This window comes from Noviherbaspirillum sp., assembly GCF_035254865.1.
GTDB lineage: Bacteria > Pseudomonadota > Gammaproteobacteria > Burkholderiales > Burkholderiaceae_D > Noviherbaspirillum.
On the sequence record NZ_DATFAF010000079.1, the window covers coordinates 64,967 to 91,671 of the forward strand.

At 56.0% G+C, this 26,705-nt stretch carries 24 protein-coding genes; 12 read left to right on the forward strand and 12 right to left on the reverse strand.

Features of this window, described 5'->3' with window-relative positions; translation table 11 throughout:
• Window positions 1–279: 279 nt before the first annotated feature.
• A complete protein-coding gene (locus VJ651_RS20070) occupies window positions 280–2,769 on the forward strand; it encodes a sensor domain-containing diguanylate cyclase (protein ID WP_324109130.1) in 2,490 nt (829 codons plus the stop codon).
• A 117-nt stretch (window positions 2,770–2,886) separates the two neighbouring features.
• On the opposite strand, the gene pnp is transcribed toward VJ651_RS20070, so the two are convergent.
• Together pnp and rpsO are read right to left on the reverse strand one after the other, a co-directional pair.
• On the reverse strand, window positions 2,887–5,016 hold the full coding sequence (pnp, locus tag VJ651_RS20075; RefSeq protein WP_324109131.1) for a polyribonucleotide nucleotidyltransferase: 2,130 nt from the start codon (window positions 5,014–5,016) through the stop codon (window positions 2,887–2,889).
• 200 nt (window positions 5,017–5,216) lie between these two features.
• Entirely contained in the window at window positions 5,217–5,486 is a 270-nt protein-coding gene (gene rpsO, locus VJ651_RS20080) for a 30S ribosomal protein S15 (RefSeq protein WP_136418149.1), read from the reverse strand.
• A 299-nt stretch (window positions 5,487–5,785) separates the two neighbouring features.
• On the opposite strand from rpsO, the gene bamE reads away from it, so the two are divergent.
• On the forward strand, window positions 5,786–6,154 hold the full coding sequence (gene bamE, locus VJ651_RS20085) for an outer membrane protein assembly factor BamE domain-containing protein (protein ID WP_324109132.1): 369 nt from the start codon (window positions 5,786–5,788) through the stop codon (window positions 6,152–6,154).
• A 65-nt stretch (window positions 6,155–6,219) separates the two neighbouring features.
• Here the strand turns inward: bamE and VJ651_RS20090 are convergent, their stop codons facing one another.
• The 7 genes from VJ651_RS20090 to VJ651_RS20120 all read right to left on the reverse strand — a co-directional run bounded on the left by VJ651_RS20090 (window position 6,220) and on the right by VJ651_RS20120 (window position 14,153).
• Entirely contained in the window at window positions 6,220–7,758 is a 1,539-nt protein-coding gene (locus tag VJ651_RS20090; RefSeq protein ID WP_136418147.1) for a 2-isopropylmalate synthase, read from the reverse strand.
• A 330-nt stretch (window positions 7,759–8,088) separates the two neighbouring features.
• On the reverse strand, window positions 8,089–8,595 hold the full coding sequence (gene lysM, locus VJ651_RS20095; protein ID WP_136418146.1) for a peptidoglycan-binding protein LysM: 507 nt from the start codon (window positions 8,593–8,595) through the stop codon (window positions 8,089–8,091).
• An 88-nt stretch (window positions 8,596–8,683) separates the two neighbouring features.
• Window positions 8,684–9,565, reverse strand: a complete 882-nt coding sequence (pssA, locus tag VJ651_RS20100; RefSeq protein ID WP_324109133.1) for a CDP-diacylglycerol--serine O-phosphatidyltransferase — start codon at window positions 9,563–9,565, stop codon at window positions 8,684–8,686.
• A gap of 319 nt (window positions 9,566–9,884) precedes the next feature.
• Entirely contained in the window at window positions 9,885–10,643 is a 759-nt protein-coding gene (locus tag VJ651_RS20105) for an SIMPL domain-containing protein (RefSeq protein WP_324109134.1), read from the reverse strand.
• A gap of 248 nt (window positions 10,644–10,891) precedes the next feature.
• Window positions 10,892–11,908 carry a ketol-acid reductoisomerase gene (ilvC, locus tag VJ651_RS20110; protein ID WP_136418143.1) on the reverse strand — a complete coding sequence of 339 codons (1,017 nt, stop codon included), beginning with the start codon at window positions 11,906–11,908 and terminating at the stop codon, window positions 10,892–10,894.
• A gap of 38 nt (window positions 11,909–11,946) precedes the next feature.
• Window positions 11,947–12,438: an acetolactate synthase small subunit gene (gene ilvN / locus VJ651_RS20115; protein WP_135086867.1), complete on the reverse strand. Its 492-nt coding sequence runs from the start codon at window positions 12,436–12,438 to the stop codon at window positions 11,947–11,949.
• Entirely contained in the window at window positions 12,438–14,153 is a 1,716-nt protein-coding gene (locus VJ651_RS20120; protein ID WP_324109135.1) for an acetolactate synthase 3 catalytic subunit, read from the reverse strand. Before VJ651_RS20120 ends, ilvN begins: the two co-directional genes overlap by 1 nt.
• Before the next feature lie 511 nt (window positions 14,154–14,664).
• On the opposite strand from VJ651_RS20120, the gene VJ651_RS20125 reads away from it, so the two are divergent.
• From VJ651_RS20125 to VJ651_RS20140, 4 genes are read left to right on the forward strand one after another with little or no spacing between them, the layout of a single operon-like run.
• The gene (locus tag VJ651_RS20125; RefSeq protein WP_324109136.1) at window positions 14,665–15,234 is read left to right on the forward strand and encodes an RNA polymerase sigma factor; all 570 of its coding nucleotides are present in this window, start codon (window positions 14,665–14,667) and stop codon (window positions 15,232–15,234) included.
• Complete coding sequence (locus tag VJ651_RS20130; RefSeq protein WP_324109137.1) at window positions 15,231–15,635, forward strand: DUF3619 family protein; 405 nt, start codon at window positions 15,231–15,233, stop codon at window positions 15,633–15,635. The genes VJ651_RS20125 and VJ651_RS20130 overlap by 4 nt, the downstream gene beginning before the upstream one ends.
• Window position 15,636: 1 nt before the next feature.
• Complete coding sequence (locus VJ651_RS20135; RefSeq protein WP_324109138.1) at window positions 15,637–16,320, forward strand: DUF3106 domain-containing protein; 684 nt, start codon at window positions 15,637–15,639, stop codon at window positions 16,318–16,320.
• 9 nt (window positions 16,321–16,329) lie between these two features.
• On the forward strand, window positions 16,330–16,842 hold the full coding sequence (locus VJ651_RS20140; RefSeq protein ID WP_324109139.1) for an RDD family protein: 513 nt from the start codon (window positions 16,330–16,332) through the stop codon (window positions 16,840–16,842).
• A gap of 10 nt (window positions 16,843–16,852) precedes the next feature.
• Here the strand turns inward: VJ651_RS20140 and VJ651_RS20145 are convergent, their stop codons facing one another.
• Window positions 16,853–17,584, reverse strand: coding sequence for an FFLEELY motif protein (locus VJ651_RS20145; RefSeq protein WP_324109140.1), 732 nt, complete (start codon window positions 17,582–17,584; stop codon window positions 16,853–16,855).
• Window positions 17,585–17,779: 195 nt separating this feature from the next.
• Between VJ651_RS20145 and VJ651_RS20150 the strand changes: the two genes are divergently transcribed.
• The 3 genes from VJ651_RS20150 to VJ651_RS20160 are packed head-to-tail and all read left to right on the forward strand — an operon-like array spanning window position 17,780 to window position 20,910.
• A complete protein-coding gene (locus VJ651_RS20150) occupies window positions 17,780–18,298 on the forward strand; it encodes a twin-arginine translocation signal domain-containing protein (RefSeq protein ID WP_324109141.1) in 519 nt (172 codons plus the stop codon).
• 8 nt (window positions 18,299–18,306) lie between these two features.
• Window positions 18,307–19,944 carry a GMC family oxidoreductase gene (locus VJ651_RS20155; protein WP_324109142.1) on the forward strand — a complete coding sequence of 546 codons (1,638 nt, stop codon included), beginning with the start codon at window positions 18,307–18,309 and terminating at the stop codon, window positions 19,942–19,944.
• A 3-nt stretch (window positions 19,945–19,947) separates the two neighbouring features.
• On the forward strand, window positions 19,948–20,910 hold the full coding sequence (locus tag VJ651_RS20160; RefSeq protein WP_324109143.1) for an esterase/lipase family protein: 963 nt from the start codon (window positions 19,948–19,950) through the stop codon (window positions 20,908–20,910).
• A gap of 1 nt (window position 20,911) precedes the next feature.
• Here the strand turns inward: VJ651_RS20160 and corA are convergent, their stop codons facing one another.
• Window positions 20,912–21,877, reverse strand: coding sequence for a magnesium/cobalt transporter CorA (corA, locus tag VJ651_RS20165; RefSeq protein ID WP_324109144.1), 966 nt, complete (start codon window positions 21,875–21,877; stop codon window positions 20,912–20,914).
• A 45-nt stretch (window positions 21,878–21,922) separates the two neighbouring features.
• On the opposite strand from corA, the gene VJ651_RS20170 reads away from it, so the two are divergent.
• Entirely contained in the window at window positions 21,923–22,519 is a 597-nt protein-coding gene (locus tag VJ651_RS20170) for a fasciclin domain-containing protein (protein WP_324109145.1), read from the forward strand.
• A 52-nt stretch (window positions 22,520–22,571) separates the two neighbouring features.
• Here the strand turns inward: VJ651_RS20170 and VJ651_RS20175 are convergent, their stop codons facing one another.
• Window positions 22,572–24,560 carry an SDR family oxidoreductase gene (locus VJ651_RS20175; protein ID WP_324109162.1) on the reverse strand — a complete coding sequence of 663 codons (1,989 nt, stop codon included), beginning with the start codon at window positions 24,558–24,560 and terminating at the stop codon, window positions 22,572–22,574.
• 210 nt (window positions 24,561–24,770) lie between these two features.
• On the opposite strand from VJ651_RS20175, the gene VJ651_RS20180 reads away from it, so the two are divergent.
• Entirely contained in the window at window positions 24,771–25,289 is a 519-nt protein-coding gene (locus tag VJ651_RS20180; protein ID WP_136418131.1) for a phasin family protein, read from the forward strand.
• A 125-nt stretch (window positions 25,290–25,414) separates the two neighbouring features.
• A complete protein-coding gene (locus VJ651_RS20185) occupies window positions 25,415–26,668 on the forward strand; it encodes a patatin-like phospholipase family protein (protein ID WP_324109146.1) in 1,254 nt (417 codons plus the stop codon).
• Window positions 26,669–26,705: the final 37 nt, after the last annotated feature.

A 26,705-nucleotide genomic window follows, 5' to 3' on the forward strand; every position in this document is an offset into this window, starting at 1 on the left:
GTAAAAATGCATTGTACGACAGCCAACGATTTTGAATGCACGTCACACGCGGGCTTGGCCATTTCCCGCAATGTTGACGTAACGCAACATTCTATTTTCACATTCGTCAAGAATGGATCTTCGTTGCCGGTTTTGCCCGAAATGCCTTCATGGCCGGCATCCATCGCCGGCATGGCAGATTTGTAACAGGAAACGTTGCTCCAGTTACAAAATGATGGGAACTAATCAACCCTCTCCATTTCCAAAAGGCAATATCATTTCATTTCAGGCAGACCCTCCATGCGTGGCTCTTTCATTTCCGCTCCCTTGAAGAAGCAAGTGAATCCGTCGACCACATCATCGGCAATGCATGACCGACTCAGTCTCGCCCTTGAGAGTTCTCGTCAGATTGCATTTGACTGGTTTATATTGGACGACCGGTTGTATTTCAGCGGCGAACCGGCAGCCGGTCTCAAGGCTATCTTGCTCGATACGACGAGAACGTGGAGCTCGAAGGCACTGCCTTCTTTCATTCATGAGGACGACCAGGAAAACTTCCGCAAGTGCTTGCGCGAGGCGCTGAAGGGAACGGGCTACGGAGATGGCGCCTTTCATAACGTGGAGCTGCGCTTGAAAGATGCCTCACTCTGTTGGCGCTGGGTGGCGATCAGCGGCAAGATCGTCGAGAGGGATATTCATGGACGCGCGGTGCGAATGGTCGGGATGTTCTCCGATATCGAGGAACGCAAACATGCAGAACGAAAGTCGGCCAGGTTGCGTGATCTCTATATCGCGTTAAGTCAGACGAATCAGGCGATTGTTCGGATCCACGAGCGTGATGAGCTATTCGAGGAAGTCTGCAGGATCATCGTCGAACATGGCCATTTTTGCATGGCTCGGATCAGTGTGATCCAGCATGACAAGCAGCAGGTCGAGACTGTCGCGGCGTACGCATCGAGCAATGACAAGTTGCGTGGCGTGACAAGATCGCTGGAAGAGCCCGACATCGATAGCGAAAGCATGGTCGCGGCGGCACTCAAAGAGGGCAAACTCAAGGTTTGCAACAACGCATCGGTTACGCTTCATTCGGCCGACATCAACAAGACTGCCGTACAAAACGATCTTCAATCCCTTGCCTGCTTCCCGTTCAAGCTCTCTGGCCGACCGTTTGGCGCTCTTACAATTTGTTCCGCCGACAAGGATTGCTTCGATTCGCAACTGATCAGACTGCTGGAAGAATTGGCCGGCAGTATTTCGATCGCCATCGACAATTACGCGCGCGAATCGCGACGCAAATCCATCGAGGCTGCGCTTGTAGACAGCGAGAAATTCAAGAGCGCCATTCTGACCGCTTCCCTCGACTGCATCGTTTCGATCAACCACCTCGGCGAAATCATCAGCTTCAACGAAGCCGCAGAAGCGACTTTTGGCTACCGCAACGATGATGTGCTTGGCAAGAAATTGGCCGACATTATCATTCCGCAGGCGTGGCGCGAGCTGCATCGTTTGGGGATAGAACGCTTTCTTGCGACAGGCACGAGCTCCCTGCTGAACCGGCGCCTGGAACTCACCGCAATGCGGGCGGACGGCTCCACCCTTCCTGTTGAACTTGCCGTGGTTCCACTGAGCGTGCAGAACGATCCAGTGTTCACTGCTTTCATACGCGACATCTCCGAGCGCAAACACGCGGAGACTCTTCAGCTTGGACAAAATCGCATCCTGAACATGGTCGCCACTGGCGTTCCCCTGCGGGAGATTCTGACCGAAATTGCCCGTTTCGCCGAAAATCAGTCCGGCCGCGGATTGTGTTCGATCCAGCAGCTTAACGACGAAGCGAACACTCTTTTCGGTCGCGTCGCGCCGAATCTGCCCACATCATTCGTGACGCAATTTGATGACTCGGAAGTCGGGCCGAGCAATGGCTCATGCGGAACAGCTGCCTTCCGCGGAGAACCAGTGACGGTAACGGATATTGCAAGCGATCCGCTCTGGGCGGAGCAGCGCGACCTCGTTCTTCAGCATCGATTGAAGGCCTGCACCTCGTGGCCGATCTTTGGGCGAAACAGGAAGATTCTTGGCACATTCGCGCTCTACTTTCGGGAAGCGACAGCTCCGACCGCAAAGGATCTGCAGTTGTTCGAAATCTGCACGAATCTTGCAGGCATCGCGATCGAGAGCCGCGCATTGGAAGAAAAGATTCGCTATCTCGCCCACTATGACGGACTAACGTCTTTGCCCAACAGGTTCTTGTTCAAGGAATACCTCGAAATGGCGCTCGGCAACGCGCGCCGCCACGAAAAGAAATTTGCCGTGTTCTTTCTCGACCTCGACAAGTTCAAGGAAATCAATGACACCCTTGGACATGACGCGGGCGACAAGGTTCTGCGCGAAATAGCAAAGCGCTTGCGCACAAGCCTCCGGCACACGGACAAGATCGCGCGCATGGGAGGTGATGAGTTTTATGTACTGATCGAGGAATTGAGCGATGGACGTTATGCTGCCGATGTCGCGCAAAAACTGCTCAGTGAAGCATCACGTCCGGTGCGAATCGGCGATCAGGAATGCCGCTTGAGTGTCAGTATCGGAATAAGTGTGTATCCGAATGATGGGAACGACGGACAGACCTTGCTGAAGAACGCCGATTGCGCGATGTACCGCGCAAAAGAAAAAGGGAAAAACGGTTTCGAGTTCCATTCTTCGATCGATGAGCCCGTGGAAAATCGGATGCAGGTTCTCGCACACCACATGCGTGGCCTCCTTTCTGAAGCAGACGCAATGCGCGTGTCATAAATAGTCAAGCAGCGGGCGGCATCACCGCTCTCAGAGTCTGCACATAAAAAAAAACCGCCCGGGCAAATACCACCGGGCGGTTGATTCATTGCAGACCGGCTGCAATGAGGATCTTGATTACTGCTGAGGCTGAGTGGCTGCGCCCTCTTCTGCGGCAGCAGCTTTCATCGACAGTTTCAGGCGACCGCGGTCATCCGTTTCCAGTACCTTGACACGTACCTGTTGACCTTCCTTGAGGTAGTCGGCCACGGCATTGACGCGTTCGTTGGCGATCTGACTGATATGCAGCAGGCCATCCTTGCCCGGCATGACCTGAACGATCGCACCGAAATCAAGCAGCTTTAGCACGACACCGTCGTAGATCTTGCCGACCTCGACGGAAGCCGTCAGCTCTTCGATACGACGCTTGGCTTCCTGGCCCGCAGCAGCGTCGACCGAAGCGATGGTCACGATGCCCTCATCGGTGATGTCGATCTGCGTTCCGGTTTCTTCAGTCAGAGCGCGGATTACCGCACCACCCTTGCCGATCACGTCGCGGATTTTTTCCGGATTGATCTTGATGGTGATCAGGCGCGGCGCGAAGTCGGACAGTTCAGCCTTGCCGGTCGGCATGGCGTCCTGCATCTTGGCCAGGATATGCAAACGGCCTTCCTTGGCTTGCGCCAGCGCGACTTGCATGATTTCCTTGGTGATGCCTTGGATCTTGATATCCATCTGCAGCGCGGTAATACCGTTGGCAGTGCCCGCCACCTTGAAGTCCATGTCGCCCAGATGATCTTCGTCGCCCAGGATGTCGGTCAGGACGGCGAACTTGCTGCCTTCCTTGATCAATCCCATTGCGATGCCGGCCACATGCGCCTTCATGGGTACGCCAGCATCCATCAGCGCCAGGCAGCCGCCGCAGACGGAGGCCATCGAAGACGACCCGTTGGATTCGGTAATTTCCGATACGACGCGCACCGAATAGCTGAACTCTTCCGGCGACGGCAGCGCGGCGACCAGGGCCCGCTTTGCAAGACGGCCATGCCCCACCTCGCGGCGCTTCGGCGTACCGACGCGGCCGGTTTCGCCAGTGGCGAACGGCGGCATGTTGTAGTGAAGCATGAAGCGGTCCGAGTACTCGCCCATCAGAGCATCGATCTTTTGCTCATCGCGTGCGGTACCAAGCGTAGCGACCACCAAGGCCTGGGTTTCGCCACGCGTGAACAGCGCAGAGCCGTGAGTACGCGGCAAGACGCTGGTACGAATGGAGATCGGACGCACGGTGCGCGTATCGCGTCCGTCGATGCGCGGTTCACCTTCGAGAATCTGGGAGCGAACGATCTTTGCTTCCAGGTCGAACAGAATGCTTCCGACTTCAGCCGTGTCGGGTGCTGCGGCGCCTGCGGCATCCGCCTCAGCAGCCAGTGCTGCATTGACTTCGGCGGTGACGTTGTTGAGCTTTGCAGTGCGTGCCTGCTTGTCCTTGGTCTGATAGGCCTCGCGCAGCTTTGCCTCGGCCAGTTGGGTGACGCGACCGATCAGTGCTTCGTTCTTCGCCGGCGCACTCCAGGTCATTTCCGGCTTGCCGCCGTCGCGCACCAGATCATGGATTGCATCGATCACAGCCTTCATCTGATCGTGGCCGAAAACAACGGCACCCAGCATGATTTCTTCGGACAGTTGGTTCGCTTCGGATTCCACCATCAGCACCGCTTGTTCGGTTCCGGCAACGACCAGATCCATCTGCGATTTCGCCATCTGCGAGGTCGTCGGATTCAGCACATACTGACCGTCGATATAGCCGACACGGGCTGCGCCGAGCGGGCCGCTGAACGGGATGCCGGCAACGCAGATGGCGGCCGATGCACCGATCATGGACGCGATGTCGGGATCGATTTCCGGGTTAACGGACAGAACGTGCACGATGACCTGCACTTCGTTCAGATAGCCTTCCGGAAACAGCGGACGAATTGGGCGATCGATCAGGCGAGAAGTGAGGGTCTCCTTTTCCGAAGGACGGCCTTCACGTTTGAAGAAACCACCGGGGATACGGCCGGCAGCGTAGCTCTTCTCAACGTAATCGACGGTCAACGGGAAAAAATCCTGGCCCGGTTTGACATCCTTCTTCGCTACAACGGTTGCGAGCACAACGGTGTCTTCAATTGACACGAGCACGGCACCGGATGCCTGGCGTGCGATTTCGCCAGTCTCCAGCGTCACTGTGTGCTGGCCATACTGGAAGGTCTTGGTAACTTTATTGAACACGGTGTTTCCTTTCTATTTTTACCGACAGGTTTTCAGGGGCTGTCGTTCACCTCACCACGGATGACATGCCACGCATGGCGCGCCACCTTCACTGCATAAGTACTACCACTACCGAATTACAAACTGCTAAATGGCAAAATGCCTGCATCAGCAGACTGACGCAGGCATTTCGTCTATAACCCGAGCGAGTATCGCAACTATTACTTGCGCAGACCGAGTTTCTCAATCAGAGCGCGATAACGGTTTGCGTCCTTATCCTTCAGATAGGAGAGCAGGCGCTTGCGACGATTAACCATCATGATCAAGCCGCGGCGGGAGTGGTGATCCTTGGCGTGGGCCTTGAAGTGGTTGTTGAGTTCATTGATACGGGCGGTCAGCAGTGCAACCTGCACCTCCGGAGAGCCTGTGTCATTCGTGCCGCGAGCGTTGTCCGCGATAATGGCGGCCTTGTTGATGTTTTCTACTGACATGAGATACCTTTCACATGCGGTATACGGAGTCGCAACCCCACGTACCGTGAACAATTGATAAAAAAACTTGGTCAAACCGACCAAGACGCGCAGTATATAGGAAATACGCCAATCATTCAAACACTTAGCGGTTCTTGACGAGGCGATTGGGGAAAATAATGAAATTGACGACTCGGTTTCTGTCTACTGTGTTTTTGGCAATTGTTTGCGGATGCGCGACATTATTCCCCGCAGCTGTCAATGTCGGCGATTCCGAACAGGATTTGATCGCCAAGCGCGGCCAGCCTGCGCATCGGTACATGGATGGCGGCGATCAATTGCTGGAATACCCGCTCGGGCCATGGGGCCAGAAAACCTATATGGCACGCGTCGGTCCGGATGGAAAAGTTATTTCGTTCGAGCAAGTTTTGACGAATCAGAAATTCGCCAGCATCAAGGTGGGCGAATCAACGAAGGAGGACGTGCTGCGGACCGTTGGCGCGCCCGTCGAGACATCTTATCTTTCCCTCACGGACCTCGAAGTATGGTCTTATCCTTACAAGGAAAGTGGCGTCTGGAATTCTGTGATGCATGTGCATTTTGACAAGGCAGGCGTCGTACGCAAGATGTTGAATGGTCCGGATCTGCGATTCGATCCTGACCGACGCTTTCCCTTCGGCCGGCTGTAGCCTCCCAAAAAAACAAGAGACGCCCCACAATCAGGCGCCTCTTGAATTTGCGATCCAGCGTCGGACTATAGCTGCGGATTCAGCTTGTCGACCTTGGACTGCAATTTGTTCAGCGCAGACAAATATGCTTTGGCCGACGCGACAACGATATCCGGATCCGCGCCGACGCCATTGACGATGCGCCCTGCCTTCGACAAGCGCATTGTCACCTCTCCCTGCGACTGCGTTCCGGTCGTGATCGCATTGACGGAAAACAGCAACAACTCGGCGCCGCTCTTGGCCTGCGATTCAATCGCATTGACGGTCGCATCCACCGGTCCATTGCCCTCGCCGGTGCAGGACTGCTCCTTCCCCTCCATCGTGAAGACGACTTTTGCAGACGGCTTTTCACCGGTTTCCGAGTGCTGCGACAGCGATACGAAGCGGTAGTACTCGTTGTCATGGGAATGCTGCTCGTCCGAGACCAACGCGATGATGTCTTCATCGAAGATGTCTACCTTGCGGTCGGCCAGTTCCTTGAAGCGCGCAAATGCTGCATTCACTTCGGTTTCCGAATCGAGCTCAATGCCGAGTTCTTCCAGGCGCTGTTTGAACGCATTGCGTCCCGACAGCTTGCCAAGGACGATCTTGTTTGCAGTCCAGCCCACGTCTTCTGCACGCATGATTTCATAGGTATCGCGCGCTTTCAGCACACCGTCCTGATGGATGCCGGATGCATGCGCAAAAGCGTTGGCACCAACGACCGCCTTGTTAGGCTGAACGGCAAACCCGGTGATCTGCGATACCAGTTTGGATGCTGGGACGATCTGCGCCGTATCGATTGCCACGTCGAGCTTGAAATAATCCTTGCGCGTCTTGACCGCCATCACGATCTCTTCCAACGCGGTGTTGCCGGCACGCTCACCAAGGCCATTGATGGTGCATTCGATCTGACGCGCGCCGCCTATCATCACGCCGGCCAGGGAATTGGCTACTGCCATGCCGAGGTCGTTATGGCAATGGACTGACCAGACCGCCTTGTCGGAGTTCGGGATGCGCTCGCGCAGCGTCTTGATCATGTTGCCATAGAGTTCAGGTACACCGTAACCGACGGTGTCCGCGAAATTGATTGTAGTCGCCCCTTCGGCAATCACCGCCTCGATCACTCTGCACAGGAAATCCATATCCGAACGACTGCCGTCCTCGGGGCTGAACTCGACATCATCGGTGAACTGACGGGCAAAACGTACCGCCTGTTTCGCTTGCTCAAATACCTGATCCGGCGTCATGCGCAGCTTCTTTTCCATATGCAGGGGCGAGGTCGCGATAAACGTGTGAATACGCTTTCTTGACGCCGATGCCAACGCTTCCGCTGCACGCGAAATGTCGCGGTCATTGGCGCGCGACAGGGAGCACACGGTCGAGTCCTTGATAATGCCGGCAATTGCCTTGATCGCCTCAAAATCACCGGGAGATGCCGCAGCAAAACCGGCTTCGATCACATCCACGCGCAGACGCTCCAACTGCTTCGCAATGCGGATTTTTTCATCCTTGGTCATCGATGCGCCGGGCGATTGTTCGCCATCTCGCAAGGTAGTGTCGAAAATAATCAATTTGTCGGCCATGCTGCACTCCTTTAGGAAAATTCTTTGATCGTATCGTTTTAAACGGTTTTTCGCCTGCCCTTGCCATTATCGACATGAGCCAGAAACTGCACGAATTGTGGGGTATGGGATTTAGCGCGCGTTAACGCACTAGTAGAAACAGCGGCAGCAGCAGGCCTGGCAACAGGGTGCTGAGAAAAACAGAAGCGGAAATGTTGATTTCGCGAGACATGCAAAAAACTATAAGCGGAATTGTGGAAAAGTGCAACTATTTGATCGACAAGCGAATTTCGCAGGTGGTTCCCGGACGACCACAGGAATTGAAGCGCCCGCGGCCGTCAGGATGTACGACTAATGCTGGGCAGGGATTCGCAGCATCTGACCAGGGTAAATCTTGTCGGGATCGGTCAGCATGGGCTTGTTCGCCTCGAAAATCGCGCTGTAGCGATTGGCATCACCGTAAAATTGCTTGGCAATCTTGGACAAGGTATCGCCACTCTTTACCTCGTACCATTTTGATTCGTCACGCGCACCAACAGCGACATTGATCTGGTCGTTGACATGCGCGACGCCTTGCACATTGCCGCAACATAAAACAATCTTCTCTCGCGTAGCCTGGTCCGGCGCAGAACCGCTGACGGTAACGGTTGCAGAGGACGAGTCATAGGCCACTACGAGGTTTTCGATTGGCAGGTTTTGCGCTGCCATGTAATCAAGGATGGCACGTTCCAGCGCCTGTTCCTTTTCGCGGATATTCACTGGCGAAGCTTGCGGCTGTTGCGCTTCGGCGTTCTGCTTGGCCGGCCCTGCATGCAGCAGCTTTTCACCGGCCTCTTTCAAGAATGAAATCACACCCATGATGCCCTCCTCTCATGAGGTTAAAAAGTCATCATGACAGGATGAGTGACCCCGAACTACAGGCATCGAATGATGTAAAACAAACTCCTTACTCTTTCCCTTCCGGCAGGTCAGCTTCTGTCGTTTGCACGATACTCACCGGTTTCCCCTTGGACAAACGCCAGAAGTAGATGACATATCCGGACAGGCCGTAGAGCACAAACAAGCCGAACAGAACCTTTGGAGGATCACTCGACACCAGGACAAATGCCAGCACAATGAGAAAGATTGCGATGAATGGAACCGATTTGCGGAAGTTGATTTCCTTGAAGCTATAGAACGGTACGTTGGTCACCATGGTGAGACCCGCGTACAGCGTAATGGTCCACGAGAACCAGCTCAGCTCCGTGCCAACATAGCGCAGATCATCCATCAGCCAGACAAAGCCTGTGACGAGCGCGGCCGCAGCGGGGCTGGGCAGTCCTTGAAAGTAACGCTTGTCGACCACGCCAATATTGGTATTGAAACGCGCCAGGCGCAGAGCCGCTCCAGCACAATATACGAATGCCGCCAGCCAGCCGAGCTTGCCCATGCCGCGCAGCGACCATTCATACACCACGAGGGCAGGTGCGGCGCCGAAAGACAGCATGTCTGACAAGCTGTCGTATTGCGCTCCGAATTCGCTCTGGGTATTGGTGAGCCGAGCCACACGACCGTCCACGCTGTCGAGCAGCATTGCGGCGAAAATCGCTACCGAGGCGAAATCGAACTTCAGGTTCATCGCCATGACGATCGCAAAAAAGCCGCAAAACAGGTTGGCCGTCGTAAAGGCATTCGGCAACAGATAGATGCCCCGGCTCCGCACTTTCGGCGCCTCCAGATGCACATCCTCATCAAGCGGCACATGCGGTAATGCTCGTTTGTTCAGCCGCGCGACCTTGGGAAATACGCCAACGTTACTTTTCGCTTTACGTCGATTGAAGGTTGCCATGCTGATTCCGTTTTAAATTGGTGCAAATATGATCACAACGCGGCATGAATCGTTTCAGTTGCCGACATGTTGTCGATCTCAGTCGCCCTCGATCTCGCAACAAGCGGTCGGCAGGCAATCATGCGGGCAAGGATGGCATGAGATTGTTCAACGCCGCTCCGCCTAATAACAAAAAGTAAAAAAGCGTCGCTATTCTAGACGAGCGGGCAAGAAATGTAACCCGGCGAAACTATTCCTTCCAAGCAATATCCGAAATAGCGCATGATGCTTTGCCCACGTACAAGCTTTCGTCGACGTTTTTTCCCGCTCTCATCCAAGCTTATTTAAAGCGAACTTTGCCGACCACATGCATGCTTAACGTGGTTTCACCCGGTTCAAAGCTTGGCTCTTCTACTGGAGCCGACTCCGCAGGTGCTGCACGCATCGTCGTGAGAACGCGGGAATCACGCTGAGGCACATATGCACCCGATCCTTCAAAATCCAGCGTATCAAGGACCGCATCGGATGCGCTTTTCCCCAACGCCTTGGCAATCGCGGCGATTCGGTCTGTCAGGTTCTGATAAGCGGCGGCAATCCTCTGCTCCTCCAGTTTTTTGGTAGTTGCTTCAGTCAAACCGAAATACAGGCCATTCAGCGCAAGCACTTTCTGCGCAGCGGCCACTGTCTTTGGCAGGCCATTGATGTTTTGGGTTGTCACGTCCAGATACTGGCCGACACGCCAGCCGACAGGCTGCCTTACCTTGGTTCCTTGGCGTGGTTGCGGAGGCTCGTCTCCATAAATGGGATAGGTGTAATAGCCGCGCGTCTTCAGCAAGGCCTGCGGGTCTTCTCGCTTGACGATCTCCATGCCCTGCTTCATCTTCAGATTGGCACGGGATGCTGCAGTTGCCTTGTCTTTATCCTGCTCTTCGATCATGAGCGTCGCGCGCGCCTCGTCGTTCGCATGCTTCACTTCACCCGATGCCGCAACGACGACCAATGTTCCTGCTGTCTGTACGGAGGCTTGCGTCTGCGCCTGCGCAGAAGTCAGGCAGCTGAACAGGATCAGTGCCGCGATGCGGACGGAAAGTCTGGGCATTGTTTTCTCCAAGTGAAAAGAGGTGGCACGATAATGTGCATCCATTTTATTTTACTCAACCACTCAATATTGTCCGATCAATTGCTCAATTCGCACAAATCGGTTCATGTGATCGGCCTGCCATTTTTCTGATTAGAGATCGATGAAGTCGACAAATAAGAAAAGCCGTGGCTAAGCACGGCTTTTAATTCGACCTGCAATATCCGCTTGCATGCGGACATTGCACGATGCTTTTTGGCAATCGCAGATTAGTTCTTCGATTGATCGACCAGCTTGTTCTTCTTGATCCAAGGCATCATCGCACGCAGCTTCTCACCGACCTGCTCGATCTGATGTTCGGCAGTCAGGCGACGACGCGAAATGAGCGTCGGAGCACCGGCCTTGTTTTCCAGAATGAAGCTCTTGGCGTATTCGCCAGTCTGGATATCCTTCAGGCATTGACGCATTGCATTCTTGGTGTCTTCGGTAACGACGCGCGGGCCGGTAACATACTCGCCATACTCGGCGTTGTTCGAGATCGAGTAGTTCATGTTGCCGATGCCGCCTTCGTAGATCAGGTCGACGATCAGCTTCAACTCGTGCAAGCACTCGAAATACGCCATTTCCGGTGCATAGCCGGCTTCGACTAGCGTTTCGAAACCAGCCTTGATCAGTTCAACCGTGCCGCCGCACAACACGGCTTGCTCGCCAAACAGATCGGTTTCGGTTTCTTCACGGAAGTTGGTCTCGATGATGCCGGCACGGCCGCCGCCGTTGGCCATTGCATAGGACAGCGCGATGTCACGAGCACTGCCGGACTTGTCCTGATAGACAGCGACCAGGTGCGGGACGCCGCCACCTTGCGAGTAGGTGCTGCGCACGGTATGGCCGGGAGCCTTCGGCGCGATCATGATGACGTCGAGGTCGGCGCGCGGCATTACCTGGCCGTAGTGGACATTGAAGCCGTGAGCGAAAGCCAGCACAGCGCCCTGCTTTGCGTTCGGGGCAACGTTTTCGTTGTAGACCTGCGCGATATTTTCATCCGGCAGCAGGATCATAATGACATCAGCTGCTTTGACGGCTTCGTTGACTTCGGCAACGTTCAATCCGGCGTTCTTCGCCTTTTCCCAGGAAGCGCCGCCCTTGCGCAGACCGACGGTGACCTTGACGCCAGAGTCGTTCAGGTTTTGCGCGTGCGCGTGGCCTTGGGAGCCGTAGCCGATGATAGTGACATTCTTGCCTTTGATCAGGGACAGGTCACAGTCTTTATCGTAGAAAACTTTCATTGATCTTCCTAACTTTTATAGTGTTGTTGATACTGGATTTAAACTTTGAGAATGCGCTCACCGCGCCCGATGCCCGAACCGCCGGTACGCACGGTTTCGAGAATCGCAGTGCGATCGATCGATTCGATGAAGGCATCGAGCTTGGATTTGTTGCCCGTCAGCTCGATCGTGTAAGTCTTCTCGGTGACGTCGATAATACGACCGCGGAAGATGTCTGCGGTGCGCTTCATTTCCTCGCGCTCCTTGCCGACGGCACGTACCTTGATCAGCATGAGCTCGCGTTCAATATGCGCGCCTTCCGTCAGATCGACCACTTTGACGACTTCAATCAGGCGATTCAGATGCTTGGTGATCTGTTCGATCACGTCGTCCGAACCCGTGGTGACGATCGTCATGCGTGACAGTGTTGCGTCTTCGGTTGGCGCCACGGTCAGGGTTTCGATGTTGTAACCACGCGCAGAAAACAGGCCTACCACGCGCGACAATGCCCCTGCTTCATTCTCAAGCAAAACAGAAATAATGTGTCGCATCACAGATCCTCCGAACCCAGCAGCATTTCAGTCAAGCCTTTACCAGCTTTCACCATCGGCCAGACGTTTTCGGTTTGATCCGTAATGAAATTCATGAACACCAGCTTGTCTTTCATGCCGAACGCTTCTTTCAATGCGCCTTCGACATCGCCCGGCTTCTCGATCTTCATACCGACATGGCCAAAGGATTCTGCCAGCATGTTGAAGTCGGGCAGTGAATCCATGTACGACTCGGAATAGCGTGAGCCGTAATCGATCTGCTGCCACTGGCGCACCATGCCCAGGAAGCGGTTGTTCAACAGGATGATCTTCGGAGTCAGGTGATACTGCTTGCAGGTCGCCAGCTCCTGGATGCACATCTGAATCGACGCTTCACCGGTAATGCACGCAACAGTCGCACCCGGATTGGCCATCTGCACGCCCATTGCGTACGGCAGGCCGACGCCCATGGTGCCAAGACCGCCGGAATTGATCCAGCGACGAGGCTTGTCGAAGTTGTAGTACTGTGCGGCCCACATCTGGTGCTGACCAACGTCCGAGGTGATGTAGGCGTCGCCCTTGGTCACTTCCCACAGCTTGCGAACAACTTCCTGCGGCTTGATGACATCGCTGGAAGTAGCGAACTTCAGGCAGTCACGGCCGCGCCACTCGTTGATCTGGCGCCACCATGCTGCCAGAGCCTGGGAGTTCGGCTTGGGTTCGGCAGCGTCGAGCTGGGAAAGGAGCTCGAGAAGCACGTCTTTCACATTGCCGACGATCGGAATATCGACCTTCACACGCTTCGAAATCGACGACGGGTCGATATCGATATGAATGATCTTGCGCGGATGCGTGGAGAAATGCTTCGGATTGCCGATCACGCGGTCGTCGAAGCGGGCACCGACGGCGATCAGCACGTCGCAGTGGTGCATGGCCATGTTGGCTTCATACGTGCCGTGCATGCCCGGCATGCCGACGAACTTGTCGCTCGACGCCTTATACCCGCCCAAGCCCATCAGGGTGTTGGTACACGGATAGCCGAGCTTGTCGACCAGCTTGTTCAGCTCGCCCGCCGCGTTCGCGAGAATCACGCCGCCGCCGGTATAGATCATCGGACGCTCGGCGGTCAGCAGCAATTGAACCGCTTTGCGGATCTGGCCGGAGTGGCCTTTGTCGACCGGCTTGTACGAGCGCATGTCGAGTTCCTTCGGATACTCGAATGCGCATTTCTGGATTGAGATGTCTTTCGGAATATCGACCAGCACCGGGCCCGGACGGCCGGTAGTGGCAATAAAGAATGCTTTCTTGATCGTCGACGCGAGATCCTTGACGTCCTTGACAAGGAAGTTGTGCTTGACGCAGGGGCGCGTGATGCCCACCGTATCGCATTCCTGGAACGCATCCTGTCCGATCGCATGCGTCGGAACCTGACCGGTGATGACCACCATCGGGATCGAGTCCATGTATGCCGTTGCGAGCCCGGTCACTGCATTCGTTACACCGGGACCGGAGGTCACGAGGGCGACGCCGACTTTGTTCGAGCTGCGCGAATAGGCATCGGCTGCGTGAACGGCGGCTTGCTCGTGGCGTACCAGGATGTGCTGGAATTTGTCTTGCTTGAAGATTGCGTCGTAGATGTAGAGCACTGCGCCGCCGGGATAACCGAACACGTGTTCGACGCCCTCTTCGGCCAGGCAGCGCACGACTATTTCTGCGCCTGTCAATTCGTTACTCATTGCTTGGTTCCTTTCAAGGTCCATTGGAAATTGATCGGATGCTCTCTCCTTGCGAAATCGCGCGGAACGACAGTGCAATGGCTTCCCTTCCTTGTGCGGTCACGCCGATTCGTTGCACACCCGTAGATGCGGTTCAAAGTGGCGCTAAACGCAACTCGTTCAGCCAGAATACCTGAAGTGCCAATGCGGATTTCTCACGCTTGTGGCATGGGTTAGAGCAAACAGCTTTTAAAAGTTAAAGCGCGCCTGTTCGGAGGGCGGCATTATGCGCCGCGCGAAAAGACATTCCCTTCTAGGGTAGGAAGGGACTGATAAGTTAATGCGTCGCATCATTTTGGTCAAGCTAAATTCTTGTAAAAGCCTTAGAAATCAAGCATTTTCCGTAAAATCCATGCACAAGGACGAGCTTTTTTGCTAGCATGCGCACAGTTCGCGAAACAAGTACTCAAGAGCACGATTTCTCCTCGATCCACAATTCCCCTGGCGGCCCGGATACAAGCTGCCGTATCGCATGGCCACTGACAAAGAACTGTCCGACTTTCTGGAAAGCGTTGAGCGACGAGCCTTCAAGCAGGCCGCCTATGCCGTTCGGAAGGACGAGGCGGCGCTCGATATTGTGCAGGACGCAATGATCAAGCTCGCGGAAAAGTATGGTGACAAGCCTGCGGCCGAGCTGCCCCTTCTGTTTCAGCGGATTTTGCAGAACACGATCCATGATTACTTCCGGCGCGAAAAGGTGCGCGGGACATGGGTAAGCCTCTTTTCCGGCCTGGGGAGCGACCAGGGGGACATGGAGAACTTCGATTTGCTGGAAACCTATGAGGCCGAAGAAGGCACTGAAGCTGCCGAATCCAGCGCAGACAAGGTCGAACGCGACCAGGTGCTCGCCGTCATAGAGCAAGAGATACAAAAACTGCCGGCGCGTCAACGGGAAGCCTTCCTCATGCGTTATTGGCAGGATATGGATGTAGCCGAAACGGCTGCAGCGATGGGATGCTCCGAGGGAAGCGTGAAAACGCACTGCTCCCGTGCCACGCATACGCTGGCCCAAGCGCTGAGAGCCAAAGGAATCACATTATGAATTCGAACCAATTGAATTTCGCTTACAAAGTGCGTCATGCGCTGAACGAAAATCTGGATAATTTACCGCCCTCTGCCGCAGAAAAGCTGGCTTCTGCTCGCAAAATTGCGCTATCTCGCAAAAAAAAGGAATCCCGGCTGCGCGTTTTTGTGCCGCAACGATTTTTTGCCGGACAAACTGGTCATTTTTTCAGCGAACCCCTTTCCTGGCTGACGCGCATGGGACTGGCCGTTCCGCTGGTCGTCCTTGTCATCGGACTGAGCAGCATTTTCCGATATGAACAGCAACGTCACATCAATGACACCGCGGATATCGATGCGGAGGTACTGGCGGATGAGCTTCCGCTGTCGGCATACCTCGATCACGGCTTCAATGCCTACCTCGCCAAGCGAGGCGAATGACATGACGGTATTTTCTTCCCTGCTCAACGCCCGCCCCGCGCGGGCGGTGTTCATTTTGGGCTTTTCGCTTGTCACAACGTTAAGCGGATTCGCCCTTGGCGTACATGCACAAACCGCCCCAGCACCCGCCTCAACCCCTTCGCCAACGCCATCAAGCACGCGTGCCGCGACTGCGACAAAATCGCAGACAACGGGACGGCCGCTGTGGGTCGAGTTGACGCCGGCGCAGCAACAAGCCCTTGCACCTCTCGCGCCGGAATGGGACAAGATGGATGCCTTCCGCAAGAAGAAATGGCTTGCCATCGGCAACAAGTACGCGTCCATGAAACCCGACGAGCAGCAGCGCTTGCAGGCGCGGATGCGTGACTGGATCAAGTTGACGCCGGAGCAACGGAGAATCGCGCGCGAGAACTACGCTCGCGCCAAGAAACTCAATCGGGACCAGAAGTCGGCCCATTGGGAGGAATACAAGCAGTTGCCCGACGAGCAGAAGAAAAAGCTGGCAGCAGATGCGGCGTCCAGAAAGCGCGTCGCAACACTTCCCTCACCCGCGTCGCAAGGCAAGAACAGCAAGACACTGCCGCCGATCAAATCAGCTCCGAAGCCTGTATTGGAACAATCCGTCACGCCCAAGGCAGCAAGCAGATCCGCGATTCAATCATCCGCACAACCCGCCAAACCATAAGTTCTTCAGTTGGACATTACCTCGACACCCCCACTCAAGCGTCGCCTCGCCAGCATGCTCTATGAAGCAATGCTGATGTTCGGCGTACTGTTCATTTCAGGCTGGATCTTTTCAACCTTGCTGCAGCAGCGGCATGCTTTGTATTTGAGGGATGCGTTGCAGGATTGGCTTTTTCTGGTCATCGGCATCTACTTCGTCTGGTTCTGGACGCATGGCGGCCAAACTCTGGCGATGAAAACCTGGCGCATTCGTCTGGTAACCGTCGATGGCCACCATATCGGTGTGAAACGAGCGGTCGGACGGTATTTGCTTGCCTGGCTCTGGGTCTTGCCCGGCTTGGCCGCCGCATGGGCCATGGGTGCCAAGAACTGGATGCTGGTAATGATTCCCGCGGCGAATGTGTTTCTTTGGGCGCTGACGGCATACTTCGATCCGCAACGACAGTTTCTCCATGACCGCATCGCCGGTACGCGCATTGTTACCGTCCTGGACATGCCTGAGAATAAACCCGCAAAGAAATAGTGGCCGGGCCTTACGCGTTCGCAATGGACGCGTGATCGACAGGGGCAGGCGTCGCGAACGGATTTTTTTTCCCCGCATACATCGCGTCCATGATCGCCCGTTCACGCTGAATGATCGTCGTCACGAAATCGTATGGACGTTTCATTCCCTTGAAAGCCTTGAAGCCGCGCTCAAGAAAACTGTGCAGCTCGGTGAGCTTCGCCAGCCTGGAAGGGCCGCGCATCATCGCCAGCGTACTGCCGACCAAGGGTATGCGCACCAACTCGCACAAGGCCGCTCCCACTGACTCGACATGCGCCAACTGGCGTTCACGGTCGGTGCGCTTGCCCACCTTTCGGTAGGCATCGATATAGTCGACCTCCGTAAATGATTCACCCAGACGACAGGCCATTCCCGCATCGAGCTTTTCGGACAGCGCATCCAATGCCACGGCCTCTGCAACGGTTTCGAGCGCCGCTGCCGGCAGCAAGCGTTCCATGGACGGAATGATGCGCTCCAGATTGGCATCCCGCTCGGTCAAATCGTAGGGACCGTACAAATCGCTGAGAAAAAAACGCGCCGCCGGCCCCGTTTCCGTTTTCGCCAGCAAATCCGCATGGGTTCGCGCCATCCGCTGCGACTGGAATTGCCTAAGTGCAGTGCGCGCCGCGTTCATGGCGGGATTTTCCTTGGCGACGCGGCGCTCTGCCACGACAGTTTCCAGCTCGCGCCGAAGAACGGCGATGATTTCCGACTTTTCCATGATCTGTGTCGCAATTCTCATATTGCAAGCAATAGGGACTGCCTTCCTTGCCTGAACTGCCAATGACCTCTATTTTGTACGAACATCGAGAAGAGATATTGTGCAAATCCATTCTAGAGCTAGAACTCTATTTTGCTAAGGCAGGCAAAGTTTTCGCCGGAGTACACTAGGCGAAAACTATTACAACGAGGAGATATGGCAACTACCCTATCCCGCCGCTCCTTTTTAAAGGCCGGCTTGATCGGTACGATTGCGCTGGTGGCGGCCGGCGGTATTTATCGTGCGACACAGCGGACAGTGCCGTCCGGCAGGTTCGTTCTGGACGAGGCGGCGCGAGCCGTGCTCGGGGCAATCGTCCCGGTCGTTCTGAAAGATGCAATTGATCCGGCGCCATCAACAGTTCAAGCCGCAGTGACACGGGTGGGCGTCGCAATCAGCGGTTTGACGCTCGCGACGCAAAAAGAAATTCAGGACTTGTTCGGCCTTCTGACGCTTGGTCCTACGAGGCGCTTTCTCGCAGGCGTTCCGGATGACTGGCCGGCGGCCAGGCCGGAAGATATCGCCGCCTTCCTGCAAAGCTGGCGCCTGAGCCGTTTCGCCTTGCTGCAGAGCGCTTACCATGCACTGCATGACCTGATCATGGGAGCGTGGTACGGCGACGAGTCGACCTGGGCCGCTATCGGCTACCCGGGCCCGATCAAGGAATTGAGCTAAGTGACGCCATGACCAATACTTCAACGAGCCCCATCGCAGATCCGATTCAGGCAGGACTGGCATCCGGCTGGAAAGTCATCGACGCCTCCACGCTCACCGACAACCGCACGATCGAAGCCGATGTGGTTGTCGTCGGCACTGGCGCAGGTGGTGGTGTGACAGCGGAAATTCTTTCGCTGGCGGGATTGAATGTCCTCCTGATTGAGGAAGGCCCGCTCAAATCCTCGAAAGATTTCAAGATGCGCGAGGCGCAAGCCTATCCCGCGCTTTACCAGGAATCGGCAGCGCGCAAGACCAGCGACAAGGCCATCAACATTCTGCAGGGCCGTGCAGTCGGCGGGTCAACCACTGTCAACTGGACGTCCAGCTTTCGCACTCCCAAGACCACATTGAATTATTGGCAGAAGACGTTTGCGCTGAATGATTATTCGACTGATGTGCTGGCGCCATGGTTTTCGATGATGGAGAAGCGGCTGAATATCGATACCTGGCTGATCGCACCAAACCGGAACAACGAACTGCTCAAGCAAGGCGCAACCAAACTCGGCATTCCTGTTGCCGCAATACGGCGCAATGTGAAGGGCTGCTGGAACCTTGGCTACTGCGGGATGGGCTGCCCGACCAATGCCAAGCAGTCGATGCTGGTTACCACAATCCCCTCCGCGCTGACCCATGGCGCGACCCTGTTGACGCGCACCCGAGCCGACAAATTTTCATTCAAGGGAGACAAGGTTGACGGGCTTGCCTGCGTTGCACTCGACGCAAGCGGACTTGCCCCTTCCGGCAAACTGATCAATGTGCGCGCCAAACATTATGTCGTGTCCGGAGGCGCAATCAATTCGCCGGCGCTGTTGATGCGTTCTCAAGCCCCCGACCCCAATGGCTTGCTGGGCAAGCGCACCTTCCTGCATCCGACGATCATTTCTTCGGCATTGTTTGAGGATAAGGTCGAAGGCTTTTCGGGAGCGCCGCAAACGGTATATTCCGACCATTTTCTCGAAACCCAGCCGATCGACGGTCCCATCGGCTACAAACTGGAAGCGCCACCACTCCATCCCCTGCTGTTCGCCTCCACCATGCAAGGCTTCGGCGCACCGCATGCCGCCACCATGAAGCAGTTCGCGCATGCGCATGCCTTGCTGGCGCTACTGCGTGACGGCTTCAACGAACAGTCGCCCGGCGGCACCGTGCAATTGAGGAGCGATGGCTCGCCGGTGCTCGATTACCCGCTCACGGATTTCATCTGGGACGGCGTCAGGCGTGCACTGCTGACCATGGCGGAGATTCAGTTTGCCGCCGGTGCAAAAACCGTCTATCCGGTCCACGAAATGGCAGAGTCCTATACCGATTGGCCATCGGCAAAGAAGGCGATTGAATCCTTGCCCTACAAGCCGCGCATTGCGCGCGTGGTGTCCGCGCATGTCATGGGCGGGTGTACCATGTCGGATGACACGAAACTCGGCGTCGTCAGCTCCAGCGGGCGCTATCACGGTGTCAGTAATTTATCGGTGCACGACGGTTCGCTGTTCCCGACATCCATCGGGGCCAATCCGCAACTCTCGATCTATGGCATCACCGCGCGCCTGGCAAGTACGCTGGCGGCCCAACTGACCGGCAAACCGGCGCCGACGCCCAGCGCCGCATGAAACATGATCGTACGCATTACGCGACTGCTGCTATTGATTCAACTTCTGGCCGGCATCGGGATCTATCTCCTGGTGAGAAGCGCTTTGCATGTCGATCCTCCGGCACTTGCGGGAGCACTGAGTCTCGCAGTCATTCTTCTGGTGCGCCTGATCATCACGGCCAACAATTTCGCGCTTGCGTGGCGGTATCGCAGTGAGACACCAGTGCACTATCGTATCGGCTGGTGGCAGGCATGCAAGTTGTTCCTCGGAGAATACCGGGCAACCATGACGGCGTCCTCATGGACCATGCCGTTTCGCACATTTTCCCGCTACGACGCGACACATCCGTCCGGACTGCCCGTGTTGCTGATTCACGGCTATGGCTGCAACAGCGGCTACTGGCATCCGATGAGCAAGGCGCTGCGCGCAGCGGACATCACCCATCACGCGATTGACATGGAACCTGTGATCGGCAGCATCGATGACTACGTTCCCTTGATTCACCGTGCTGTTGAGCGGCTATGCCAGGAGGCGCGGCAAGACAGAATCGTGATCGTTGCTCACAGCATGGGCGGATTGGCAGCACGTGCCTACTTGCGCGACCACGGGTGCCGCCGCATAGCCAAACTCATCACCCTCGGCACGCCGCATCATGGAACCGCGCTGGCCCACTTCGGCGTCGGTGTGAACACCCATCAGATGCGCTGGACGGCGACTGAGCAGGAAGGGCTCGCCAGCGAGTGGTTGCGTAAGCTCGCAGCCAGCGAGGATCCTTCCTGCTATCGCCTGTTCGTGTCCATCTACTCGCACCAGGACAATATCATCTCACCGCAAAGATCCTCGCATTTGGAGGGAGCCAAAAATATCGAGTTCCATGCGGTCGGTCATGTCGCCTTGGGGATTGATCCGCGCGTCCAGGCCCAGGTCGTGCAGGAAATCCGCAGCGCGGCGACACCCGTTTCGCTTGCCGCCGCAAGCGCCTGATTCAGAGCCATCCTGATTTTCTGAAACGCCGGTACAGATATCCGCATACGAGCGCTACCACAAGAATCGCCGCCGGATAGCCATATCGCCATTTCAACTCCGGCATGACTTCGAAGTTCATGCCCCAGATACCGAAGAACGCGGTGGCAACGGCAAAGATGGCAGCCCATGCAGCCAGTCGCTTGTTCACTTCGCTTTCATCAATGGTAACCATCGACAGATTCACCTGGATCGCCGTGCTGATGGTGTCGCGGATGTTATCGATCGAGGTGTTGATGCGATAAAGATGGTCATACACGTCTCGAAAATATTCCTGCGTACTCATGCAGATGCGCGGAACGCGTCCTCCGTACAGTTTGGAGACGGCCTCCATCAAGGGAAACACGGCATGTTTCAAGACCATCACTTTGCGCTTGAGCTGGTACAGGCGCTCGATGTTGGCGCGCTCGGAGCCCTTGGCGAATATCTGCTCCTCCACCATTTCAAGTTCGGATTCGAGTGCATCGATGACCGGAAAATAACGATCCACCACTGCATCGAGCAGCGCATAGAACACGAAGGCAGCACCTTGCTTCAGCATGTGCGGCTCGCGCTCGCATCGCGCGCGCACATCCAGCAAGCCATGCTCGCTTTTGTTCCGGATCGACAGGACGTAGTTTTCCTCGACGAAGATGTCGAGCTCGCCGACACGCAATTCGCCATCGTTCATTTCAATCGTGTGAACCACGCCGAACAGGGAGTCGCCGTATTCCTCGATCTTGGGGCGTTGATGGCCATGCAGCGCGTCCTCGACCGCCAGTTCATGCAGCTTGAATTGATCCTGCATCTGCTTGACCTCGTCCGGCTCCGCATCCTTCAGCGCCACCCAGACGAAACAACCAGGTCGGTGAAGAAATTCGCCGATTCTCGGTACAGGAACCTCGGCCAACCGCTTTCCGTCCTGATACGCAACGCAATTGATGAGCATGAATAACATCTCCGAATAGCCGTGTCGCAACAAGCATAGCGCGATTTGAACTTTTCCGGCCTGATAACAACTGACATCAGTTATGCTGGCGCGCGAGGCCTGTCTCGGCGTCACTATTACCGCAATACAAAACCATTCGTATTCTCCGAAGACAAGGAGTGTGTAATGAAGCATCCCTTCGTTGCAATTGTGTCGGCTATTGCATTGACGCTGAATGCCTCTCAAGTTCTCGCCGCGGACCTGGTTGATACGGCCGCGACGTCGGGCACATTCAAGACTTTTCTTGCCGCAGCCAAAAAGGCTGGCGTGATCGATACGCTCAAAAATTCAGGGCCGTACACTGTATTTGCGCCGAGCGATTCGGCTTTCAAGAAATTACCGCCGGAAACCTTGAATTCGCTGATGAAAGACAAGACCAGGTTGGCCGAGGTTCTCAATCATCATGTTATCCAGGGCAAGGTGGCGATCGCCGACGTCAAGCCGGGAAAGGTTGAAACAATTCAGGGTGACATGCTGACTTTGACGTCGGATAACGGCAAAGTGACTGTCGACAACGCCAATGTGATTCAAAGCGATCTGATGGCGGATAACGGTGTGATTCATGAAATCGACACTGTCGTCATCCCGGCGGAATTGCGGTGATTCCCTCGAGACGTATTCGAATGGCGGGCCCGTTGCAGGCCCGCCTTCGCCGTCAAAAATGCACGCCGCGCAGCAACTGCTGCAGCGCGATCTGATCCGCACTCATCTGCACAGCCTTCTTGTCGCCATTCGCTGCTGCCGCATTGGAATCCGGGAACATGCGGAAGCTCGTGTTCATGATAATCTGCGCGATGCGCGGCACCAGTGCGTGCATCACTTCGCCCAGAATACCCAGCCGAGTGGCAATACGGACGGGCTTGTCCACGATCGCCTGAGCGATCATGTCGGCGGCATCGTCCGGCGACAAGGTCGGGACATTTTGATAAATCCTGGTTGGCGCGATCATCGGCGTGCGCACCAGCGGCATGTTGATCGTCGTGAACTTGATGTTCAGGTCGGCAAACTCGGACGCAGCGCAACGTGTCCACGCATCCAGCGCCGCTTTCGACGCGACATAGGCTGAAAAGCGGGGCGCATTCGTCAGCACGCCAATCGACGAGATGTTGATTACATGTCCGCGCTTTTGCGCCACCATCTTCGGCAACAAGCCCATCGTCAGACGCAGCGCGCCGAAATAGTTCAGTTGCATGGTGCGCTCGAAATCATGGAACCTGTCAAAGCTCGACTCGATGCCGCGCCGAATGGAGCGGCCTGCGTTGTTGATCAGGACATCGACACCGCCGTGGTTCTCGATCAAGCGCTCGACAAAGCGATCGCATTCGGTCATGTCAGCGACATCGACTGCATAGGTAATCACTTCAAAGCCACGTTCCTTGATTTCCTTCTTCGCCGCTGCAAGCTTGTCTTCATCGCGACCGCAGATGATGGTGACCGCCCCCGCCTCCGCCAACTTATGGGCGGCTGCGAGCCCGATGCCCGATGAGCCGCCGGTCACGAGCACCACCTTGCCGGCCACCTGCCCGCGCAGTGTGCGGTCGATGAACAGATCCGGATCGAGGTTGCGTTCCCAGTAGTCCCAGATGCGATAGGCGTAATCCTCCAGGCGCGGACACTTGATGCCGCTGCCCTTGAGCGCAGCGGCCGCATCGCGATTATCGAAACGCGTGGGGTAATTGATGAATTGCAGCAGATCATCCGGCAGGCCCAGATCCTTCATGACGGCATTTCTCAGGCGGCGCACCGGCGTCAATGCCATCAAGCCATTCTTGATCGAACGCGGGATGAAACCCAGCAGCGCAGCATTGATTCGCAAGCTCATGGTAGGCGCATGTGCTGCACGAGCGAAGGTATTGAGCACGTCGCCGACACGCATGGGGTCGGGATCAGTCAGATGGAAGCACTTGCGCTCCAGGTCTGGCTGGTGCGCAATGAAGTCCATCGCGTCAACCACATAGTCGACCGGCACGATGTTGATGCGGCCGCCTTCGAGACCGATGGTCGGCATCCATGGTGGAAGCATCTGGCGAATGCGCTGGATCAGCTTGAAGAAATAATACGGTCCGTCGATCTTGTCCATCTCGCCGGTGCGAGAATCGCCCACCACCATGCCCGGCCGGTAGATACGATAGTCGCGCTTGTATTCATCGCGGACGATCTTTTCAGATTCATGCTTGGATGCGAAATACGGATGCTCAAGGTTCTCTGCCTCCTCAAACATGTCCTCGCGGAAAATTCCTTCGAACAGGCCGGCCGCGGCGATCGAGCTGACATGATGCAGGCAACCGGCGCGGATCGCACTGGCGAAAGCGATGGTGTTGCGCGTGCCTTCGATGTTGACCGCCATCTGTTCTTCGGCATCGGCTTTCAGGTCGTAAATGGCCGCGAGGTGGAAGAAGTGGTCGATGTTCCCCGCCAGGTTCGTGATATCTTCCTTCGGTACGCCGAGTCTGGCTGCGCGCAGATCACCGTATACCGGGATAGCGCGCGTCTTCGCGACGCCCCAGTATTCGAGCAGAGCAGGCACCTTTTCCATGCTCTCTTCGCGCATCAGAAAATAGACGACGCTGCCTTTGCGGGCGAGTAGTTTTTTGACGAGCCGCTTGCCGATAAACCCTGTGGCACCTGTGACGAAATACTGCATCTTCATCCCCTTTTTTTGCTGAATTTACAAGGGGTCAATCATTGCAGGCCCGGCGGTCATTAGCAAGCCGCCCGGCACCAAAGGGCCGTCATTTAGAACAGGCGCTCTACCGGTTTAGAATGCCATCTCGACTTTTTCATCTTAAACTGCATTCATCAAAAAGCGCGTCGGGCACACCGGCGACCGAGTTACTCACGAACGGAGAGCACAATGGTAAAGAAGCTGAAAGCACTGGCGAATTCTGACGACAAACAACTGGCCGATGCAGTGCGCACCTCTGCGCAGCAGATCTGGCAAGCCGGGTTGGGCGCATTCGCCAAGGCGCAGGAAGAAGGCGGCCGCGTGTTTGCGAAGCTGGTCAAGGAAGGCACCGAACTGCAGAAACGCACCCAGAAACTCGCCAACGGAAAAGTCGGCGAAGTCACCGACACCGTCGCAAAGATGGCCGACAGCGTCAGCAAGCAAGCAGCCGGTTCCTGGGACAAGCTGGAAAAGGTTTTTGAAGATCGCGTCTCCCGTTCGCTGAAGACGCTTGGCGTTCCGACCCAGAAGGATATCCAGACGCTGACCAAGCGCGTGGAAGAGTTGAGCAAGGCAGTCGCCACACTGTCCGGCAAGAAACCTGCCGCGTCGCGCGCTGCAGCCAAACCGGCGGCAAAGAAAGTCGCTGCAAAACCGGTCGCGAAGAAAGCTGTCAAAACAGCTGCGAGAAAAGCCGCTGCCAAGTAAGCAGGCAGCGTTGCTGCGCTCCTTGCGCAAACCAAAGGGCTTGTGCTTGCACAGGCCCTTTTTAACGCCCGCTGGGTGCATCTCAGGTTGAGAAAACAGTTTATCAACGCCGGTTCCAAAGGCTTATGACATCCAAGCAAACTTCCCGGTCCGTTTCCCTTACCCCTGTTTCCCGGCGCAAGGTCCGGGGTACATCGCCGCGCGTTGGCCTGGCACTGGCTGGCGGCGGCCCGCTTGGCGCCGTTTATGAAATCGGCGCCCTGGCCGCATTCGAGGAATCGATCGAGGGCCTCGACCTGAACGATGCCGCGATCTATGTCGGCATCAGCGCCGGCGGGATCATCGCGGCCGGTCTCGCCAATGGCATCACGCCGCATGACATGTGCCGCTTGTTTGTCGAAAGCGATGCCGGAGATAATGAAGAAGAACTGTTCAAGCCGGAAATTCTGCTCAGGCCCGCATGGGAAGAGTTCAGCATCCGCGCAGCAGCATTTCCCGTCCTGCTTGTCGGCGGCCTTTACCACTACCTGCGGCGTGGCGGCAGATCCAGCATCGCCAGTTCGCTGGAACGCCTGAAGGCTGCCCTGCCGACCGGGATATTCTCCGGCGAAGGCATCCATGAATTCATGCAGCAGACATTTTCCAGCCAGGGGCGCACCAACGATTTTCGTAAGCTCAGGCAAAGGCTGGTCATCGTCGCGACGGACCTCGATTCCGGCGAGCCGGTTCGATTCGGCCATCGGGATTATGAGCATGTGCCGATCTCCAAGGCCGCGCAAGCCAGCGCGGCGGTTCCCGGATTGTTCCCTCCGGTCGAAATCGACGGAAGGTATTACGTCGACGGCGCATTGCGCAAGACCATGCACGCCTCCATTGCACTGGAAGAAGATGTCGATCTGCTGCTCTGCCTGAACCCCATCGTGCCCTACAACGCCCGCTCACTGCACCCGGCAGGAAAACTCGCCCAAGGCGGATTGCTGTCAGTACTGTCGCAATCGCTGCGCGCCATCATTCATTCCAGGGTGGAAATCGGACTGGCGAATTACTCGGTGACCTATCCCACGTCGGACATCCTCCTGATCGAACCCAGCACCGAAGACGCCGACATGTTCTTCACCAACCTGTTCAGCTACAACAGCAGGCGGCGCATGTGCGAAAACGCATACCAGAACACCCGCATGATGCTCTGGCAGCGACGCAAGGAAATCGGGCCGATGCTTGAACGCCACGGGTTGCGGCTGAAATTGTCAGTACTGCGCGATACCAGTTTGACGCTGGTCAAGAAGCCAACAAGCGACAAGGAAGATCGTTTCGGATTGAATCGTCTGAACGAGACTTTGGACGGCCTGGAAAGGCATCTGAAAATCGTTGCCGGCTAGTGATGGATCGCATTTGTGGAACGTTTCATCGGTGTTA

Excerpts from the sequence above, each read along its gene's own strand:
- bamE (WP_324109132.1), top strand. The coding sequence starts at position 5,786 with ATGGATGGCGGCGATCAATTGCTGGAATACCCGCTCGGGCCATGGGGC.
- rpsO (WP_136418149.1), bottom strand. The coding sequence starts at position 5,486 with ATGTCAGTAGAAAACATCAACAAGGCCGCCATTATCGCGGACAACGCT.
- VJ651_RS20105 (WP_324109134.1), bottom strand. The coding sequence starts at position 10,643 with ATGCCCAGACTTTCCGTCCGCATCGCGGCACTGATCCTGTTCAGCTGC.
- VJ651_RS20070 (WP_324109130.1), top strand. The coding sequence starts at position 280 with ATGCGTGGCTCTTTCATTTCCGCTCCCTTGAAGAAGCAAGTGAATCCG.
- VJ651_RS20185 (WP_324109146.1), top strand. The coding sequence starts at position 25,415 with ATGACATCCAAGCAAACTTCCCGGTCCGTTTCCCTTACCCCTGTTTCC.
- VJ651_RS20135 (WP_324109138.1), top strand. The coding sequence starts at position 15,637 with ATGACGGTATTTTCTTCCCTGCTCAACGCCCGCCCCGCGCGGGCGGTG.
- VJ651_RS20130 (WP_324109137.1), top strand. The coding sequence starts at position 15,231 with ATGAATTCGAACCAATTGAATTTCGCTTACAAAGTGCGTCATGCGCTG.
- VJ651_RS20180 (WP_136418131.1), top strand. The coding sequence starts at position 24,771 with ATGGTAAAGAAGCTGAAAGCACTGGCGAATTCTGACGACAAACAACTG.
- VJ651_RS20150 (WP_324109141.1), top strand. The coding sequence starts at position 17,780 with ATGGCAACTACCCTATCCCGCCGCTCCTTTTTAAAGGCCGGCTTGATC.
- VJ651_RS20155 (WP_324109142.1), top strand. The coding sequence starts at position 18,307 with ATGACCAATACTTCAACGAGCCCCATCGCAGATCCGATTCAGGCAGGA.
- VJ651_RS20175 (WP_324109162.1), bottom strand. The coding sequence starts at position 24,560 with ATGCAGTATTTCGTCACAGGTGCCACAGGGTTTATCGGCAAGCGGCTC.
- corA (WP_324109144.1), bottom strand. The coding sequence starts at position 21,877 with ATGCTCATCAATTGCGTTGCGTATCAGGACGGAAAGCGGTTGGCCGAG.
- VJ651_RS20120 (WP_324109135.1), bottom strand. The coding sequence starts at position 14,153 with ATGAGTAACGAATTGACAGGCGCAGAAATAGTCGTGCGCTGCCTGGCC.
- VJ651_RS20160 (WP_324109143.1), top strand. The coding sequence starts at position 19,948 with ATGATCGTACGCATTACGCGACTGCTGCTATTGATTCAACTTCTGGCC.
- pssA (WP_324109133.1), bottom strand. The coding sequence starts at position 9,565 with ATGGCAACCTTCAATCGACGTAAAGCGAAAAGTAACGTTGGCGTATTT.
- ilvN (WP_135086867.1), bottom strand. The coding sequence starts at position 12,438 with ATGCGACACATTATTTCTGTTTTGCTTGAGAATGAAGCAGGGGCATTG.
- lysM (WP_136418146.1), bottom strand. The coding sequence starts at position 8,595 with ATGGGTGTGATTTCATTCTTGAAAGAGGCCGGTGAAAAGCTGCTGCAT.
- VJ651_RS20145 (WP_324109140.1), bottom strand. The coding sequence starts at position 17,584 with ATGGAAAAGTCGGAAATCATCGCCGTTCTTCGGCGCGAGCTGGAAACT.
- VJ651_RS20090 (WP_136418147.1), bottom strand. The coding sequence starts at position 7,758 with ATGGCCGACAAATTGATTATTTTCGACACTACCTTGCGAGATGGCGAA.
- ilvC (WP_136418143.1), bottom strand. The coding sequence starts at position 11,908 with ATGAAAGTTTTCTACGATAAAGACTGTGACCTGTCCCTGATCAAAGGC.
- VJ651_RS20125 (WP_324109136.1), top strand. The coding sequence starts at position 14,665 with ATGGCCACTGACAAAGAACTGTCCGACTTTCTGGAAAGCGTTGAGCGA.